The following is an 18,436-nucleotide window of genomic DNA, read 5'->3' on the forward strand; positions in this document are numbered from 1 at the left end:
CGTAGCATGGCGAACATGGGAGAGGGATATGCTCGAGGGGCTGATTCAAGCGCCGCGTTTGTACCAAGGTCGGGCGCGGATGCTCGCGCACTGCGCGCTCGCGGCGCTGGCGGCGGGGGCCATTGCGCCGGCGACTGTTCACGCGCAGCAAACCGGCGCCGACGCGGCCGACGCAGCCGACGCGGCATCGGAGGGTCCTGCGCTGACCGAAATCATCGTCACAGCGCAAAAGCGCGCGCAGAGCCTCCAGGACGTTCCGGTGTCGGTGCAGGCGGTGAGCGGCGAATCCCTTGTCAACCAGGGCACCACCGGGCTTGAAGCGCTTTCGACGTCGGTTCCGACACTCCACATCAGCTACGGCGGGCTCAGCGAGCAATTGTTCGTCCGCGGCGTGGGCTCGGGATCGAGCGCCGCCTTCGAACAGTCGGTCGGCCTGTTTCAGGACGGTATTTCGATGGGCGTCGCCCGCCTGTCGCGTCTCGCCTTCCTCGACACGGAGCAGGTCGAAATTCTGAAAGGGCCGCAGAGCACGCTGTTCGGCAAGAGCACGATCGGTGGCGCGATCAACATCACGTCGGGCCAGCCGCGCTTTATCCTGGAGGGGCAGGCGGTCGGCCTGGTCGATATCGACGGGGGAACGCGTCGTTCGCTCGAGGGCTATGTGACCGGGCCGTTGAGCGACCGGGTCGCTGCGCGCCTTGCGGTCAAGGCGTCGACGTCCGACGGCGCCTTCTTCAACAGCTACACCGACAAACGCGCGCCCGAGGAGAAGAGCATCTCCGGGCGCTTCAGCCTGCTTGCCAATCCGACCGACAATCTCGAACTCTTCGCATCGGTGCAGGCGAGCCGCGCGACCAGCTTCGGTCGCTCCGCACAGATTGGCTTCGTCGATACGCGTTTCGCCAATGTGAACAGCTTTGTCGCACAGGTGCGCGCACTCGACGCCGATGAAGATTTTACTGCGAGTCGATTCCGCTCGGCCGGTCGCAATCCGAACGCCTGCGACGAATGCGGAAAGGATCGCGCCGTCATCGGAACTTTCCGGGCAACGCTCGATGTCGACTTTGCCAAGATCGTCTCGCTAACCGGCTATATCGATAGCAAATGGCGCGAGCAGATCGATGCCGACGCGACGCCGCTGCCGATCGTCAACACGTTCCTCAATCAGTCGACCAAGCAGTTCAGCCAGGAATTGCGCATCGAATCCGATCCGAACCAGCGCTTCACCTATATCGGCGGTATCTACTTCCAGAACATGCAGATCGACTCGATCGATTCCTGCAGCGACTTCGACCTGGGGGTGCTGGGACGCACGACCAGGATCAGGGGCTGCACGACCACCTATCGCGACGAGTCCACGATGGGCGTGTTTGCCCAAGGCACATTCGAGTTCGCGCCCGGCTTCCGCCTCACCGCAGGCGGACGCTATCAGACCTCGGATCGCAACATCCACAACATCCGCGTCGTTCCGGCCCCGGGCACGGGGACGACGCCCAGCACCGACCCGGTCGTGCTCGCCACAGCCGCCGCGGTCCTCGGGCAGCGTCCTTTCGACGTGAAGCGTTCCTCGGGCGAAAGCAAGTTCACGCCCTCGGTCTCGATCGAGTGGGAGCCGTACAAGGGCGGTCTTCTCTACGGAAGCTACCGGACCGGCTTCAAGCAAGGCGGCTTCGATTCATCAATCGCGACCTTCTCCGACGCCACATATCAATTTCTGCCCGAGACGGCCGAATCCTTCGAGCTTGGCTATAAGACCAGCCTGTTCGGCAGGCGGGGGCGCCTCAATGTCAGCGCCTTTTCGAGCACCTTCAACGATCTTCAGCTGAGTTCCTTCAATGGCGTCGGCTTTACGGTTCGTAACGCCGCAAAGGCCCGGAGTCGCGGCGTCGAGGCCGAGGCGGAATTCGCGGTCGTCGACGGTGTCACCATCGGCGGCAACCTGGCCTATCTCGATGCCTATTATGTCTCCTACCTCAATGCGCCTTGCTATGCGAACCAGACCGCGGCGCTGGGGTGCGTGACGACGGGTGGATCGCGCGGTCAGGATCTGAGCGGACATACGCTGGCCTATTCTCCGAACTGGTCGGGATCGCTCTTCGTCAATCTGCGCCAGCCTGTGGGCGGCGGCCTGGTCGCAATAGCCGATGGCCGCGTCTCGGCGCGGACCAGCCAGGAATATGGGCCGGACGGCGATCCGAACCGTATCACGGGCGGGGTCGCCCTCTACGACCTGCGCATTGGTGTCGGAGATGCCGACGGACGCTGGGAACTGGCCTTGGTCGGCAAGAATCTCACCAACGAATATGTGCCGAGCTTCGGTTTCAACGTTCCGCTCGTCGCCGGCGCTTATACGGTTCAGGTCGACCAGCCCCGCGTCATCGCCGTGCAAGCAAAGGCCCGCTTCTGATTGCGGCGCGGCGCGGCGCGCGCCGCCCCGCGCCGCCTCTCTCCCTGTCGGACGGTCCCATGTATCTGACTCAATGCCTGCACAGAATGGTACAGCGAACGCCGGATGCCATCGCGCTTGTCGATGGCGACGAGCGGTTGAGCTGGGCGGAACTGCGTGACCGGGCGGCGCGCTTCGCCGGCGCGATACGGGCTCTGGGCGTCGAGCCGGGCGACCGGGTGGCGCTTCTGGCCCGCAACGGGAACCACTATGCCGAATATCTTCTCGGCACCTTCTGGGCGGGCGGGGTCATCAACCCGGTCAACACGCGCTGGTCGAGCGCCGAGATTGCCTTCTCGCTCGTCGATTGCGAAACATCGGTCCTCATCGCCGATCCCTTTTTCGACGCGCTGATCCCGGACATCCGCGCCGCCGCTCCGCACCTGCGCTGCATCGTGTCGATCGGTGCATCCACTGTCGATGGAGTCGCGGGCCGCGATGCGTGGCTCGACGTCGCTGATGCTGTTCCCGATGCGCTTCGCCGCGGCGCGGATCTCGCCGCGATCATATATACGGGGGGGACGACGGGTAAACCCAAGGGTGTGATGCTCAGCCATTCGGGCATCGCCTTCTCGCAATTGGCCACCCTGTCTTTGCCCGGGGCGACGCCCGGCAAGGTCTTTCTCCACTCTGCGCCGCTTTTCCATATTGGCGGGCTCGCCGGACTGTTTCTCTCGCTCTTCGCGGGCGCGACCTGCGTCTTCCTGCCTGTCTTCGATCCCTTGCAGGTTCTCGACGCGATCGAGACGCACAAGGTGACCGATCTCTTCCTTGTCCCCACCATGCTCCGGATGCTGGTGGATCATCCGCGCTTCGCCGATTTCGATACCGGCAGCGTGCGTCTGATCCGATATGGAGCATCGACGATTGACCAGGCATTGCTCGCCCGGCTCGTCGCTGCATTTCCGCAGACCAGCTTTTGCCAGGCCTATGGCATGACCGAATTGTCGCCGACATGCTGCCTTCTCGCGCCTGCCGACCATGGTCCAGAGGCGTTCGCGAACGGCCGCGCCCGTTCGGCCGGCCGCGCGACGGCGATCTGCGAAGTGCGGATCGTTGCACCCGATGGCAGCGAGGCCCCCCGAGGGGTGTCGGGCGAGGTCGCCGTTCGCGGTCCCAACGTCATGCTCGGCTATTGGGGGCGACCCGAGGAAACCGCAGCGGTGCTGCGCGACGGCTGGATGCACACCGGCGATGTCGGGCGGATGGATGCGGATGGCTATGTCACGATCGTCGACCGGCTGAAGGACATGATCGTGACGGGGGGCGAGAATGTCTATTCGGCGGAGGTCGAGACGGTGCTTTCCACCCATCCGGGAATAGCTGCGCTCGCGATCATCGGCTTGCCCGACGCGAATTGGGGCGAGCGCGTTCATGCGGTCGTCGTACCGAAGCCCGATGCCGAACTCGATCTGGCCGGGATTCAGGATCATTGCCGGGCATCGCTCGCGGGTTACAAGCTGCCGCGATCGCTTTCGCTTGTCGACGAACTGCCATTGTCGGGTGTCGGCAAGATTCTCAAGACCGAATTGCGCGATCGTTTTCGCGCCGCCTGAACGGGAGATTTTATGACAAAGGGGTTGTTCGATTTGACCGGCAAGGTCGCGCTGGTGACCGGGGGCAACGGCGGTATCGGTCTCGGCATGGCGAAGGGGTTGGCCATGCACGGCGCGACCGTTGTCATCTGGGGCAACAAGCCCGAAAAGAACGAGCGGGCGGTGCAAGAGCTTCGCGGTTTCGGCGGCGAAGTGCGCTGTGCATCGGTCGATGTCGCCGACGAGGCGGCGGTCGCGGCCGGGATCGCGGCGATCATGGATGAATTCGGCCGGATCGATCAGGCGATCGCCAACGCCGGACTCAGCATCGCCCGAAAGGACATGTTCGACATTTCGCTCGAGGATTTTCGTCGTATCCAGGACGTCAACGTTCACGGCGTCTTTTTCACGCTTCGCGAGGCGGCCCGGCATATGATCGCGCGCGGCGAGACGGGCGAGCGCGGCGGATCGCTGGTTTCGATCGCCTCGACCGCGTCGATGCATGGCGCGGCACGCAACGAACATTATGGCGCGACGAAAGGCGCGGTCGTCTCGCTCACCCGCGCGATGGCGGTCGAGCTCGGTCCCTTGGGGATCCGGGCGAACAGCATCCTGCCCGGCTGGACCCGATCGGACATGACCGAGAGGCTGCAGGGCTGGGACAAATTCAACAATAATGTCGTGGCGCGTGCGCCGGTCGGGCGATGGGGGGATGGCGACGATTTCTCGGCGATTGCGGTCTACCTCGCGAGCGATGCCTCGAGTTTTCACACCGGGGATTCGATCGTCGTGGACGGCGGCTACACCGTCTTTTGAAGCCCTGGAAGCAGCGGGAGAGGATCATCTTGGAACGGCCGAACTCAAGCGAATTGCCCACCGCCATAACGGGCGTGCCGCGGCCCTGGACGACACTCCTTCTGCTGACGGCGGTTTTTGTGCTCGCGAACATCGACCGGAATATCCTCGCCATCCTGTTGCCCTCGATCCAGGGCGAATTTGCGCTGGCGGATTGGCAGCTCGGGTTGCTCGGGGGCTTTGCCTTCTCGCTGATGTACGGCATCGGCGGGATTTTCGTGTCCTTTGCGGCCGATCGCAGCAACCGGTCCCGGATCATCGCCATCTCGCTCGCGGTCTGGAGCATGATGACGATGCTGTGCGGCGCGGCGACGTCCTTCGTACAGTTGCTGCTCGTGCGCGCGGGCGTGGGGCTCGGGGAAGCGGGATGCAGTCCGCCGGCGCACAGCCTGATCGCCGATCTTTTTCCCGACGATCGCCGAGCGCTGGCGCTTGGGGTCTATGCCGCCGGCGCTTCGGCTGGCCTGACGCTCTCCTATCTGCTGGGTGCATGGCTTGTACAGGAATATGGCTGGCGCCTCGCTTTTGTTGCGGTGGGCTTGCCGGGCGTTCTCCTGGCGCCGCTCGTTGCCATGGCGGCAAAGGACGTCTTTCGGGCGCGTACAAGGGTTGCGGTATTTTCTTCGGCGCTGCGTGGGGCGTTCACGCGCAACGTCGCGCTGATCTGGAAGGACCGCGTGCTGCGCCATGTCTTCATCGGCGCTTCGCTGGCAGCGGGCGTTTCTGCCTCGACCATTTTGTTCGTGCCGACCTATCTGATGCGGACGCACCAGATGTCGGCGCTGGATGTCGGGCTGGCACTCGGCCTGCTCAGCGGCATCATCGGGTCGAGCGGCATGATCATCGGCGGCTGGGTCGCCGATCGGCTCGGCCGAACCGATCCCGCGCGCCGGCTCTGGGTCGCCGCCGCCGCGAAGGTCATCGCGCTTCCGGCTCTGTTCTTGTTCCTGACCGTCGACGATACGACCACAGCGCTATGGCTTTACGCTTTCCCTGCTCTGGTGGGCGGGATCTGGCTCGGACCAACTTATGCCGCCGTGCAGTCGCAATCACCGCTGGACTCGCGGGCTATGGGCGCCGCCCTCCTTTTGCTCACCTATAATATCATCGGTTTTGGCTGCATGCCGCTGCTGATCGGGGCTGCGAGCGATATCGTTCAACGGGCGAGCGGGCAGGACGGATTGTCTTCGGCCATGCTTCTGCTCGTCCCCTTCTCCCTGTGGTCTGCGCTGCATTTCCTGCTCGGATCGCGCCACATGCGCCGGAACGCGATACCGCTCTGAACGCTGCGGCCTTTCCATATGCCGCCGGACTGACTAGCTAGGCGAGATTGGCGGCGGAGACGAATGCAAGGCATGGCAGGGGAGCGAGCGAAGGACAAACGGGGGGATGCGCGCCCGCGCGGTGGTACGGCGTTGCACCTGGCGCGTGATATAGCCCAGGAAATCTACGATAGCGGCATGAAGCCCGGAGACCGCTACCGGTCCGAGGCCGAGGCGCTGGCCCTCCACGGTGTATCGCGCGGGGCGTTGCGCGAGGCGCTGCGTTTCCTCCAGATCCAAGGCGTAATCAAGATAAAGTCCGGGCCAGGGGGCGGAACCTATGTCGGCAAGCCGAACTGGGAGGAGCTTGCTTCGACTCTGGCGCTTGTTCTCCAGTTTTCGGGTGCCACGGTCGACTCGCTCATGATTGCGCGCGCGGCGATGGAGCCGGGGATGATCGCGCTTGCGGCGCGCAACGCCACGGCCGACGACTGCGATCGGATGGCGCAGGCGATCACCGACATGGACGCAGCGGTCGGTGATTATCCGACTTATTATCGTGCCTATTCGCGCTTCTGGAACGCCGTCGCCGATGCGACGCGTAATCCGCTGATCGAGATGCTGGCGCCAGCCCTGCGACGTTTGACCCGGTCGGGCGGAATGGTCCCTGCCGAGCCCTTTCGGGTTCTCGCCCTCCAGCGCGCGCGCAAGGTCTTCGATGCGGTTCGCGCGCGCGATGCCGAAGAGGCGCGCCGGGCGATGAGTGGCCTTGTCGACGGCTATCTGGCGGACATGCGCCAGCTGTTTCCGAGCGAAGTCGCGCGGACCGTTTCCTTCGCCGATTTCGATCCTGATCTCGACCCCCTCTAGGACGGCGCTCAGGTCAGGAAGTCGGTCATGCGCGGCGAAGAGAGGATTTCGATCCAATAGCCATCGGGATCGGAAACGAAGGCGATCCCCTTCATTTTGCCGTCATCCGGGCGCTTCACGAAGGTTGCACCCAGCCGTTCGAAGCGCTGGCATGCTTCATGGACGTCGGGCACGCTGATTCCGACATGGCCGAACCCCCGCGGTTCGCTGTTGCCATTATGGTAGGGCGTAGCGATTTCCTTCTCGCTCCCCCAGTTATGCGTCAGCTCGAGCGTCGTTTCGCGATCGAATATGAATCGCGCCCGCTCTGCTGGATCCGATGGAATGATCTCGCCTTCACCGAGATAGGCAAGGAAGTAGAGCGAGAATTGCATGTCCTCGAAATCGAGCCGCTGGAGGAGCGTCATGCCCAGTATGTCGCGATAGAAACGCAGGGAATCTTCGGGATCTCGCACACGAAGCATCGTCTGGTTCAACGCATATCCGGCTGTTTCGGATGAGGTGGTCATGCAAGAAAATCCTTGTCGGAGGGGAAAGGGAGGCGTGAGGCAGGTGATTAGGCGTCGGCCGTGCCGGCGACCAGCACTTCATATTCGCCCGCCGTGTCGGGCTCGAGCGCGAGCTTTATCGCCGCGTCCGCTACCTCGGCTGCGGTGAGGATCGAACGGTCACGGAGGCGCTCGGCAAGCCAGTCTGCCGTCTGGCCACTAGGCCCCGTCTTCCGGAGGAAGGGCGTATCGACAATGCCCGGACAAAGCGCGTTGACCCGGACGCCATGGGTGACCGCAAGCTCGGCGCAGCAGCGGGTAAACATGATCACGCCGGCCTTGCTCGCGGCATAGACGGCGCCGGTCGCATAGGGATTGAGGCCGCTGACCGACGCGATGTTGACGATCGAGCCGCCGGGTGAGCGCATCAACGGCAGCGCCGCCTGGACGCTGAGAATCGTGCCTGCGAGGTTGAGATCGATGATGGTGTGGATTCGCGCTGCAGGCGTGTCGGGCCAAGCCGGCGTGCCGGCGGGTATGCCGGCACAATTGAACAGGAGATCGATGACAATCTGGTCGTCGGCGAGCGAGGCAAAGGCCGAGGCGATGGCGTCGGCGCATGTAAGATCCGCCGTGATCAGCATGGTTTCCGCACCCGAGGCAAGGCTCGCTGTCTCTTTCATGCCATCGACATCGACGTCGATCAGGACCAGCCTTTCAGCTTCTCGCAAAGCCAGTGCGATGGCGATGTGCCGGCCGATACCCGATGCGGCGCCGGTAATCACGGCAGTCTTCATCCTCTTGCCCTCCATCCGATCTTCTTATATTTATGATACTAGATAAGAGGATGAAAAAGGAAAGTCGAATATGACCGGAGAGATGATTCTTGCCAAAAATAAAGGGGTTTTTGACGCGGATGGATTTTCGACGTCGCGAATCTCGCCTCATAGATTCACTGGTCGCGATGTGCTTTCCGACGAGTTCGAAAAGGTTTTCTCGAAGGTCTGGCTCCTGGCGTGTCCTGTTGCGGACGTCGCAAGGCCCGGCGATGCGTTTCCGATCATGATCGGCAAGGAGCCGGTGGTGGTCGTGCATGGCGACGATGGCGCGATCCGCGCCTTCTACAATGTCTGCCAGCATCGCGGGCGCCAGATCGTCACCGAGCGCCGCAACATCCGCTCGCTCTATTGCTGGTTCCATGGCTTCGAGTGGAACCTCGACGGGTCGTTGCGCAACATTCCCGATAAGGAGAGCTTTCAGGGCTATACCGACGAGAAGGATGTCGCCCTGCCGCCGATCCGCTGTCAGGTCTGGCAGAATCTCGTCTGGATCAATCTCGATCCCAATGCCGGTAGCCTCGAGGAGTTTCTGGGTGAGGCGGGACGCCAGCTCGCCGGGTATGGGCTTGATACCTATAATTTCGTCGGCGAGCAGATCGTTGAATGGGACTGCAACTGGAAGATTGCCGCGGATGCATTCCAGGAGGGCTACCACGGCCCGGTGACGCACCCGCAGCTGCAATTCTATCTGGAAGACGCGGAGGACATGCCGATCGATCTTTATGGTCTCCACAGCCGCGGCCTCTATCATATGGGCGCGCCTTGTTCGCGCCTGCCCGAGGAGCAGCGACGCAAGGCACAGCCGGGGCTGAAGGCGATGGCGGCTGCCGCTGGGGTCGATGCTGATGAATATGAGGGGCGGCTCGACGACATGCGGCTGGCTATGCAGCGCGGCATGCGGGCTAAGCTGACGGAAGCGGGCTATGACGTCGCGGCGCTGTCGGACGATCAGATGACCGACGATTTCCACTATTTCATCTTTCCCAATATCACGATCAACACATTCGCCGAGCGCTTCTCGATATTTCGCTACATGCCGCATGCCGACGATCCTGGGCGAGCGACTTTCTGGGTCCAGCAGTTCGAACGTCCGGCAGAGCCGGGGATGACGGTGGAGCGGCCCAAGACGGTACACGGGCGCGGACTCGACTATAAGTTCGAGAATGAGGTCTATAACCAGGACGCGCGCAACATCCCCTGGCTTCAGAAGGGCGTCAATTCCAAGGGGTTCAAAGGAATGCTCTTCAACCGGCAGGAGCGCCGGTTGCGCCATTTCTACGACAGCCTCGATCAATATCTCGCGGCCGAAGACTGAGGCATGGTGAGAGTCATTTTTGTCGAGCCCGATGGAACCGAGCGCAATGTCGAGGCGGAGGTCGGCCATTCACTGATGGAAGCGGCGCTACGGCATGGCATCGATGCGATCCGGGCTGATTGCGGCGGGGGTTGTTCCTGTGCGACCTGCCATGTCCATGTGGACCCCGCATGGCGTAACCGTCTGCCATCATTGGGCGAGACCGAAGATCTGATGCTCGAATTCGTCGAAGGTCGAGACGAACACAGCCGCCTCTCTTGCCAGATCGATGTCTCTGCCGAATTGGACGGTCTAACCGTCAAGCTTTCAGAGGAGCAACGATGATGTGCTCCCAGTCTTCGGATAGTGATAAAACTTGCGTCGAAATCGCGAAATCTCCACTCGCAGCGTGAACTGCGCGTCCGCTAATCGGGGTAATCGGCTTGATTGCAGGCGGTCTGCAATCATGCCAATCGTGGCTGCGGAGCGGCTGTCTTGGCCGCTAGACGGTCCGGTAGCCGATCTCTGATGTGAACCGACTGGAGCGCCGCGCTTAACATGCTATGGGCATCCCATGCTTCACATGCACGGCCGCGGCGGCACCGTCCAAATCGATGGTGTCAAATATGACTGGGAACTCCTGAGCGAGCCCCAACTGTCCTCTTCCGAAGGCTGGAAGGGCATGACGGTCGCCTTGCGCCAGAGAGATATGCCCCGCGAAGCCGTGCTGGAATTTCCGACGCCAAAGCGCCTGTTGAAAGGATTGCCGAAAGGGCGGTCGCACATCAACGACGCGATAGCCTCGCGAGGGGTGCGAGCGGCATTGTCGGCAGGATGGGACCCGGCGTCTCGCGGCAAGCCGACGGTCTTCATGGTTGATGCCGAGGGCCACTAAGCGCAATCGTCTGGCGCACTGGCATTCGGCGCGAAAACCGCGTTTCAAATTCAGCGTGAGCAAATCTGTTTAAAATCTGAAGCGCCCCAATTCCTCCTTTGGGAGAAGGGGAAGATGAGGGTTAATTTTAATCGCCCAACCAATCGCTTGTAATCTCGCCCCTATGCCCCTCGGGCGCCAGCGCGGTGCGCAGGGCTCCCAGCAGAGGCGGCAGCGCCTGCATGAAGGCATAGGGCGGGTTGATGATAAAGAGGCCCGCGCCGTTATAGATGTCGGGCTGATCGCGATCGTACAACCAATGCTCCACCACCAGAAATTTCGGGATGCCGAGGTTGCGCAACTGCTGCTTCCAACGCACATGCGTGGCGCGGTCTTTCAGCGGATACCAGGCCACCGTCACGCCATGCGCCCATTTGCGGGTAGCCGCGGCGATGGTGGCGGTGATACGGGCGCGTTCATCGGTCTGCTCGTACGGCGGGTCGACCACCACCACGCCGCGCGCGGTGCGGGGCGGCAGCATCGCCAGCCAAAGCTCATAGGCGTCGCGTTCGTGCACGGCGGCGGATGTGTCGCGCATCGCGCCGCGCAGGGCATAGGCGTCGTCGGGATGTTTCTCGTTCAGGATCAGAAAATCCTGCGGACGCAGAAGCTGCGCCAGAAATCGCGGCGATCCGGGATAGAAGCGAAGCTCGTCCCCGGCATTCACGGCCTGAACGGCGGCGCGGTAGTCGTCCAGCAAGGGGTTCGGGTCGGCAAAGGCCCGCAGCACGCCCTGTGTGGCCTCGCCGGTGCGCCTCGCCTCCTCGCCGCCAAGGTCGTACAGCCCGCAACCGGCATGGGTGTCGATCAGGGTGAGCGCGCTCTCTTTGAGCTGCAACGCCCGCACGAGGGCGATCAGCAGGCTGTGCTTTACGACATCGGCGCTGTTGCCGGCATGGAAGCTATGGCGATAATTCATTGTAATTCAAAATCCTGGCGATCTGCCTTCATCGAACGGCCGGGCGCGGAAGCCGAGCGCGAGGCGAGGGAAGCAACCCATCCGGTGCCCGTATAGCGTCGGGCGGAAACCTTCAAAGCATTCTGCACAAGGCCTCAAGCCCGCGTTAGCGACCGTCACCAGAGGTGGAGGCGCCGGGCTCCGGGCCGCATGCGAAGGTTCGATCATCGGGGAGCCGGATGCGATTGGCATTGCCGCGAAGCGCCCGGTCGCCTGATGTCGGCCGAACATTCATATAACAGCGCATGATCAGAATTGCGGCGCTTCGACGTCCGCGTCTGTCAGGAGCGGATCTGCACCCGCTCAATGTCGAATGACCTGGATCGGAGCGTGTCGCCAAAGCAGCCTGGAAGGTCGTGCGAAGGTGGCGCCCGCACCCAAAATCCCTCGAAGCAGAACTTCGCCGGTCAAACCGACAAGTAACTCAAAGTCCCGAAGCTGGCTCCCGCTCGTTTTGTCGGCGCCGATCATATTTGAGATCGGGCCAGGGTAACTCAGATGAGCAATCGAAGTGCTGGTATCGATTGTAGTCGATCGATATCGATTGTTATCGTCACTCCCACTCGATCGTCCCCGGCGGCTTCGACGTATAATCATACACCACGCGGTTGATGCCCTGCACCTCGTTGATGATGCGCGTCGCGCAGCGCGACAGGAAGGCGGCTTCGAACGGGTAGATGTCGGCGGTCATGCCGTCGGTCGAGGTCACCGCACGCAGTGCGCAGACCTGATCGTAGGTGCGGTAATCGCCCATCACGCCGACGGTGCGGACGGGGAGCAGCACCGCGAACGCCTGCCAGATCTCGTCATAGAGACCCGCGCTTCGGATCTCTTCGAGATAGATCGCGTCGGCCTTGCGCAAAATGTCGCAGCTCGGCTTGGTGACTTCGCCGGGGATGCGGATCGCGAGGCCGGGGCCGGGGAAGGGGTGGCGGCCGACGAAGATATCGGGCAGCCCGAGCTCCTTGCCGAGCAGGCGCACTTCGTCCTTGAACAATTCGCGCAAGGGTTCGACCAGCGCCATCTTCATGCGTTCGGGCAGACCGCCGACATTGTGGTGGCTCTTGATCGTGACGCTCGGCCCGCCGGTGAACGACACCGATTCGATGACATCGGGGTACAAAGTGCCCTGCGCGAGGAAATCGGCGCCGCCGAGCTTCTGCGCTTCCTCGTCGAAGACGTCGATGAAGGTCTTGCCGATGAACTTGCGCTTCGCCTCGGGGTCGGAAACGCCGGCGAGCCCGGCCATGAAGCGTTCCTCGGCGTCGACGACGACCAGCGGGATATTATAATGGTCGCGGAACAGCCGCTCGACCTGTTCGCGTTCGCTGAGGCGCAGAAGGCCGTGATCGACGAAGACGCAGGTAAGCTGTTCGCCGATCGCTTCGTGGAGCAGCACCGCGGCGACCGCACTGTCGACCCCGCCTGACAGGCCGCAGAGTACCCGCTGGTCGCCGACCTGGGCGCGGATGTCGGCGATCTTGTTGGTGCGGAACTCGGCCATCGTCCAGTCGCCGGCGAGGCCGCAGATCTTGTGGACGAAGTTCGACAGCAATTTCGCGCCGTCGGGGGTGTGGACCACCTCGGGATGGAACATCGTCGTATAATAGCGCTTCGCCTCGTTGACGCAGATCGCGAAGGGGGCGTTGGGCGAGGTGCCGACGATCTCGAACCCGTCGGGCGCCTCGGTGACGCGGTCGCCGTGGCTCATCCACACCGGATATTTCTGACCGACCTCCCAGAAGCCGTCGAACAGCGGGCTGGCTTTCAGGATTTCGACGTCGGCGCGGCCGAATTCGGCGGCGTGCCCACCTTCGACCGTGCCGCCGAGCTGGACGCACAAGGTCTGCTGACCATAGCAGATCGCGAGGATCGGCAGGCCGCTGTCGAGGATCGCCTGCGGTGCGCGCGGGCTGCCGTCGTCGGTGACCGACGCGGGGCCGCCCGACAGGATCACGCCCCGGGGCTGCATCCGCGCGAAGGCCTCGGCGGCGCTGTTGAACGGGACGATCTCGCTATAGACCCCGGCCTCGCGCACGCGGCGCGCGATGAGCTGGGTCACCTGGCTACCGAAGTCGACGATCAGGATGGATTCGGGAGGTTGTATGGACATGGCGCCACCTAAGGATGGACCCCGGCGCTGTCCAGTATTTCTAGGTCTCGACCATGGGCTATGGTGCAATAGGGCCGGCAGCGGCTGATGAAGGCGGCGAGTTCGGAGACCGAGCGCCGCGCATCGGGATAGAAAAGGGGCGTCCCGAAGGGGCGCCCCTTTTCCGTTCGAGCATGGGACTGCTGTCGGGCGGCGCCTAACCGCCGTTCGTGGAACTTTTGTTGCACTGCCATATTGTTGCGACAAACGCCGCCTAGCTGAACGGCCGGGGCAACTGGACGTCAGGGCGGGTTCAGCCTGCTTCGCTAAAGAAAACAAAGACAAAAGAAAAAGGCTCGTCTCTCCCATGCCAAAATTCTCCTCCTCGCTGTCGGTCAAGGCCGCCCTGCTCGCGGCGGGGGCTTCGTTCGCCTGCCCGGCGATGGCCGAAGCCGTCGACAGTCCGATCGCGGTCGCCGTGACGACCACCGTCGCGGCCGACCAGCCCGCCGACGGTGCCGCCGCCAATCCGCAGGACAGCAACGACGACGGCTATGAGGACGAAATCGTCGTCACCGCGCCGCGGCTCGTCGGTCAGCTCGACACCGATTTTACCGCCGAGGCCGAACTCGATGAGGCGGCGATCGCCAGCTATGGCGTGTCGAACGTCGAGGAACTGCTGACCGCACTCGCGCCCCAGACGCGTTCGGGCCGCGGGCGCGGCAGCGGGCGACCGATCATCCTCGTCAACGGGCGCCGCATCGGCGGTTTTGGCGAAGTGCGCAACCTGCCCCCCGAAGCGATCGCCAAGGTCGAAGTGTTCCCCGAAGAGGTCGCGCTGCAATATGGCTATGCGGCCGACGAACGCGTCGTCAACCTCGTGCTCAAGCCCAATTTCCGGCAAGTCGCGGTCGAGGCCGAGGGCGGCATTCCGACGCAGGGCGGACGCTTCCAAAGCGAAATCGAACCGAGCTTCTTGATGATCGGCGCGAATGGCCGCTTCAACCTGAATACCGGGTGGGAGCATCAGACGATGCTGCGCGAGAGCGAGCGTAACCTCGACTATGCTTCAGACGCGGACGGCCAGGCATTGGCTGCCGGCGCCCCGGCGCGCAGCCTGCTCGGGGCGAGCGACACCTACAAGATCGACGGTACGGTCCAGCGCAGCCTCAACAAGCTGACCGACGCCTCGCTCAATGTCCGTTTCGACCAGACCGACAGCCTGTCGCTGATCGGCCCCGGCGTCGGCGGTGTCACCGACCCGCTGACGCGCGACAGCCGCAGCCGCAACCTGTCGACGACCGCCAGCATCAACGGCATGCTCGGCAACTGGCGCTGGTCGGCGGCGGCCAATTATGCCGACGCCGATTCGCTGATCTTCACAGATCGCGTCAGCGGCGCGCGCGACCGGTTCGACAGCAGCCAGCAAAGTTTCGGCGGCACCGCCAATATCTCGGGCGGGATGGGCGACGGCTGGGCCGGACCGATCCGTCTGTCGGCGACCGCGAATTATGCGGGACTGCGCTTCGACAGCCGGTCGCAAACGGCGCTGGCGGTCACGACGACCGATCTCGCGCGCGACCTGCCGGGCGTCCTCGGCTCGCTGACGATCCCGCTGCTCGACCCCGAATATGGCGCGGGCAATATCGGCCGCGTGTCGCTCACGCTCAGCGGGCAATATCAGGATCCGAGCGATTTCGCGGCGCTCAAGAGTTGGGGCGCGAACCTCAATTGGGGGATCACCGACAATCTGTCGCTCGTCGCGAGCTTCAACAATGACGAGGCGGCGCCCGGCATCCAGCAACTCGGCGCCGCGCCGCTGGTGACCCCGGGGGTTACCTATTATGATTTTTCGACCGGCCAGACGGTGCAGATCACGACGACCACGGGCGGCAACCCCTTCCTGCTCGCCGAGCAGCGCCGCGACCTTAAGCTGGGCTTGAATTGGTCGCCGCCGATGCTCGAGGGGCTGAACTTCTCGGTCAATTACAACAAGAACAAGAGCTATGACACCGCGAACAGCTTCCCGCTGCTGACCCCCGAGATCGAGGCGGCCTTCCCCGACCGGGTTACGCGTGATGCCGATGGTGTGCTGATCGCGCTCGACCAGCGGCCGGTCAATTTCGACCGCACCGAAAATTCGCAGATTCGCTGGGGTTTCAACTTCGGCAAGAGTTTCGGCCAGCAACAGCAGGGCGGACCCGGCGCTGCCGGCGGCCCTGGCGGCGCGCGGCCCGAAGGCGCGGGCGGACGTCCGCCCGGCGGCGAACGCGGACCCGGCGCACAGCGCGGTCCGGGCGGCCCCGGTGGCGGCGGTCCGCGCGCGGGCGGCGGCGGTCGCGGTCCTGGCGGCCCCGGCGGCATGCTCGGCGGCCCGCAGGGCGGGCGCTGGCAGGTCTCGCTCTATCACACGGTCAAACTGACCGACACGATCTTCATCCGCCCGGGCGTGCCCGAACTCGACCTGCTCGACGGCTCGGCGACGGGCAGCGGCGGCGGCAGCAACCGACACCTCGTCGAACTCGACGGCGGCGTGTTCAACAAGGGGCTCGGGGTGCGGCTGAGCGCGAAGTACGACAGCGGCAGCACCGTGACCGGCGGCACCGCGGGCGACCTCGATTTCGGCGACCTCGCGACCTTCAACCTGCGCGTCTTCATGGATCTGGGCCAGAAGCCGAAGCTGATCGAGAAGATGCCGTTCCTCAAGGGTTCGCGCCTGCGCTTCGCGGTCGACAACATCTTCGACGCGCAGCGCAAGATCACCGACGGCAACGGCATCGTGCCGCTCAACTACCAGCCGGGCTATATCGATCCGCTCGGCCGTTATATCGAGCTGGAGTGGCGCAAGACCTTTTAGGCGGAGAGGATCGTCGTGCCGAGCACGGCGCCTTCGTGCGCCATTTCGGCGGGCACGAAGGTGAGGGCCTTGGCGAACTGCGCGGTGCAGGCGGGCCAGTTGTAACGCGCGCCGAGCGCCGCCGCGTCGCGGCGGTCGCATCGCAGCGCCGCGGCGATGGCCTGGCCCAGATCCGCGTCGAGAGCGCCCGCGCCGCCGGCCACGATGTCGCCCGGACCGGGGACGGGATAAGCGGCGACCGGCGTGCCCGCGCTCAACGCCTCGATGATCACCAGGCCGAAGGTGTCGGTCCGGCTCGGAAAGACGAAGACGTCGGCGCCGGCATAGATCGAAGCGAGTGCCTCGCCGGTTTGCTTGCCGAGGAAGACGGCGCCCGGATAACGCGCCTTGAGTTCGGCGAGCGCCGGGCCGTCGCCGACGATCACCTTGGTGCCGGGCTGGGCGGTATCGAGGAACGCCTCGATATTCTTTTCGACCGCGACGCGGCCGACATAGAGCTGGATCGGGCGCGGCAGTCCCGCGAGCGCGGAATGGGCGGCGCGGTCGGGACGGAACAGGTCATGGTCGACCCCGCGTTCCCACAGCATCGTCTGGGTCAGGCCCTGGTCGGCGAGTTCGCGGGCGAGGCTGCGCGTCGCGACCATGATGTGGCGCGCCGGGCGGTGGAACCAGCGGATGAAGCGCCACACGAAGGCGGGCGACAGCGGTAATCGCGCCGCGACATATTCGGGAAAGCGCGTGTGATAGGCGGTGGTGAAGGGGAGTTTGTTGCGGATACACCAGCGCCGCGCCGCCATCCCGAGCGGACCCTCGGTCGAAATATGGATCGCCTGCGGGGCAAAGGCGCGGATATGCCGCCCGACCTTGCGCCAGCCGGCGAAGGCAAGGCGGATTTCGGGATAAGAGGGGCAGGGGATCGAGCGAAACAGGTCGGGCGAAACGATGCCGACCTCGTGCCCCGCGCGCCGCAATTCGCCGATCGTCGCCTGCAAGGTGCGGACGACGCCGTTGACCTGCGGCTCCCACGCGTCGCTGACGATCAGGATCCGCATCAGGCCGCCCGTGCCGGGGCGGGCAGCGCCAGCGGGGTCGGCGCGGCGCGGGCCGCGACCTCCTCTGCCCAGTGCAGGATTTCCATCGTGCCGTCGTGATGTTCGACCAGCGCGGTGCAGCCTTCGACCCAGTCACCGTCGTTATAATAGTCGACGCCCTCGATCTCGCGCATCTCGGCGCTGTGGATATGGCCGCATACCACCCCGTCGACCCCGCGCGAGCGTGCCGCATGCGCGACGACTTCCTCGTAGCGACCGATGAACTGGACGGCGTTCTTGACCTTGTGCTTCGCGACCATCGACAGCGACCAATAGGGCAGCCCGAGCTTGCTGCGGATGCGGTTGACCATCACATTGCACTTCATCAGCGCGGTGTAGGCGGCGTCGCCGACGAAGGCGAGCCAACGATGCGCGAGCATCACCGCGTCGAAATCGTCGCCATGGACGACGAGCAGTTTCTTGCCATCGGCGGTTTCGTGGATCGCCTCGCGGCGGATTTCGACCCCGCCGAAATCGAAACCGTCGAACGGCTTTATCATCTCGTCATGATTACCGGGGACATAGACGACGCGGGTGCCGCGCTTGGCGCGCTTGAGCACGCACCACACCACGTCATTATGCTCGGGCGGCCAGAAATGGCGCTTTTTCAATCGCCAGCCGTCGATGATATCGCCGACGAGGTAGAGCGTCTCGCAATCGACATGGTCGAAGAAATCGATGAGCATCGCGGCGTTGCAGCCGCGGGTGCCGAGGTGGATGTCGCTGACCCACACCGTCCGATAGCTCCGCCGTTCGCCGATGACCCGTTCGGGAATATGCGGGTCGGTGGTGAAGGGGTCGGGGAAACGGGCGGGGATCGGCAGGGTCGAAATCGATGCCATGTCATGCTCCGTGGACAGCCTTAGCTGCCCACGGCCTAGACAGGAGTTTTGTTACACGGCGGGAATCGAAGCC

Annotated in this window: 15 protein-coding genes; 9 read left to right on the forward strand and 6 right to left on the reverse strand. The window is 63.8% G+C overall.

The features are described 5' to 3' along the window. The first annotated feature begins 79 nt into the window (after positions 1–79). From AC07U1_RS15575 to AC07U1_RS15595, 5 genes are all read left to right on the forward strand, one after another. Positions 80–2,407: a TonB-dependent receptor gene (locus tag AC07U1_RS15575; RefSeq protein ID WP_495197741.1), complete on the forward strand. Its 2,328-nt coding sequence runs from the start codon at positions 80–82 to the stop codon at positions 2,405–2,407. Between the two features lie 59 nt (positions 2,408–2,466). Beyond that, complete coding sequence (locus AC07U1_RS15580; RefSeq protein WP_495178392.1) at positions 2,467–4,002, forward strand: class I adenylate-forming enzyme family protein; 1,536 nt, start codon at positions 2,467–2,469, stop codon at positions 4,000–4,002. Between the two features lie 12 nt (positions 4,003–4,014). After that, the gene (locus AC07U1_RS15585) at positions 4,015–4,797 is read left to right on the forward strand and encodes an SDR family NAD(P)-dependent oxidoreductase (RefSeq protein ID WP_495178391.1); all 783 of its coding nucleotides are present in this window, start codon (positions 4,015–4,017) and stop codon (positions 4,795–4,797) included. Next, a complete protein-coding gene (locus AC07U1_RS15590) occupies positions 4,794–6,119 on the forward strand; it encodes a spinster family MFS transporter (protein ID WP_495178390.1) in 1,326 nt (441 codons plus the stop codon). The genes AC07U1_RS15585 and AC07U1_RS15590 overlap by 4 nt, the downstream gene beginning before the upstream one ends. Before the next feature lie 63 nt (positions 6,120–6,182). After that, positions 6,183–6,968 carry a FadR/GntR family transcriptional regulator gene (locus AC07U1_RS15595; RefSeq protein WP_082545088.1) on the forward strand — a complete coding sequence of 262 codons (786 nt, stop codon included), beginning with the start codon at positions 6,183–6,185 and terminating at the stop codon, positions 6,966–6,968. A gap of 8 nt (positions 6,969–6,976) precedes the next feature. Here the strand turns inward: AC07U1_RS15595 and gloA are convergent, their stop codons facing one another. Both gloA and AC07U1_RS15605 read right to left on the reverse strand, forming a co-directional pair. After that, positions 6,977–7,477 (reverse strand): lactoylglutathione lyase, encoded by a 501-nt coding sequence (gene gloA, locus AC07U1_RS15600; RefSeq protein ID WP_495178389.1) that lies wholly within the window; start codon positions 7,475–7,477, stop codon positions 6,977–6,979. 47 nt (positions 7,478–7,524) lie between these two features. Further along, positions 7,525–8,241: an SDR family NAD(P)-dependent oxidoreductase gene (locus AC07U1_RS15605; RefSeq protein ID WP_495178388.1), complete on the reverse strand. Its 717-nt coding sequence runs from the start codon at positions 8,239–8,241 to the stop codon at positions 7,525–7,527. 94 nt (positions 8,242–8,335) lie between these two features. Between AC07U1_RS15605 and AC07U1_RS15610 the strand changes: the two genes are divergently transcribed. From AC07U1_RS15610 to AC07U1_RS15620, 3 genes are all read left to right on the forward strand, one after another. Beyond that, positions 8,336–9,610 (forward strand): aromatic ring-hydroxylating oxygenase subunit alpha, encoded by a 1,275-nt coding sequence (locus tag AC07U1_RS15610; protein WP_495197809.1) that lies wholly within the window; start codon positions 8,336–8,338, stop codon positions 9,608–9,610. 3 nt (positions 9,611–9,613) lie between these two features. Further along, positions 9,614–9,934 (forward strand): 2Fe-2S iron-sulfur cluster-binding protein, encoded by a 321-nt coding sequence (locus AC07U1_RS15615; protein WP_056348803.1) that lies wholly within the window; start codon positions 9,614–9,616, stop codon positions 9,932–9,934. A gap of 229 nt (positions 9,935–10,163) precedes the next feature. Next, the gene (locus AC07U1_RS15620) at positions 10,164–10,484 is read left to right on the forward strand and encodes a hypothetical protein (protein WP_492739887.1); all 321 of its coding nucleotides are present in this window, start codon (positions 10,164–10,166) and stop codon (positions 10,482–10,484) included. A 127-nt stretch (positions 10,485–10,611) separates the two neighbouring features. Here the strand turns inward: AC07U1_RS15620 and AC07U1_RS15625 are convergent, their stop codons facing one another. Both AC07U1_RS15625 and guaA read right to left on the reverse strand, forming a co-directional pair. Continuing rightward, positions 10,612–11,442: a 23S rRNA (adenine(2030)-N(6))-methyltransferase RlmJ gene (locus tag AC07U1_RS15625; RefSeq protein ID WP_495178386.1), complete on the reverse strand. Its 831-nt coding sequence runs from the start codon at positions 11,440–11,442 to the stop codon at positions 10,612–10,614. 592 nt (positions 11,443–12,034) lie between these two features. Then, positions 12,035–13,594 carry a glutamine-hydrolyzing GMP synthase gene (guaA, locus tag AC07U1_RS15630; RefSeq protein ID WP_495178385.1) on the reverse strand — a complete coding sequence of 520 codons (1,560 nt, stop codon included), beginning with the start codon at positions 13,592–13,594 and terminating at the stop codon, positions 12,035–12,037. A 346-nt stretch (positions 13,595–13,940) separates the two neighbouring features. Between guaA and AC07U1_RS15635 the strand changes: the two genes are divergently transcribed. Beyond that, positions 13,941–16,430, forward strand: coding sequence for a TonB-dependent receptor (locus AC07U1_RS15635; protein WP_495178384.1), 2,490 nt, complete (start codon positions 13,941–13,943; stop codon positions 16,428–16,430). Here the strand turns inward: AC07U1_RS15635 and AC07U1_RS15640 are convergent. Both AC07U1_RS15640 and AC07U1_RS15645 read right to left on the reverse strand, forming a co-directional pair. Continuing rightward, complete coding sequence (locus AC07U1_RS15640) at positions 16,427–17,482, reverse strand: glycosyltransferase family 4 protein (protein WP_495178383.1); 1,056 nt, start codon at positions 17,480–17,482, stop codon at positions 16,427–16,429. The genes AC07U1_RS15635 and AC07U1_RS15640 overlap by 4 nt on opposite strands. Beyond that, positions 17,482–18,363 carry a UDP-2,3-diacylglucosamine diphosphatase gene (locus AC07U1_RS15645; RefSeq protein WP_495178382.1) on the reverse strand — a complete coding sequence of 294 codons (882 nt, stop codon included), beginning with the start codon at positions 18,361–18,363 and terminating at the stop codon, positions 17,482–17,484. Before AC07U1_RS15645 ends, AC07U1_RS15640 begins: the two co-directional genes overlap by 1 nt. Between the last annotated feature and the right edge of the window lie 73 nt (positions 18,364–18,436).

Source organism: Sphingopyxis sp. GW821-FHT02C12 (genome assembly GCF_059421785.1).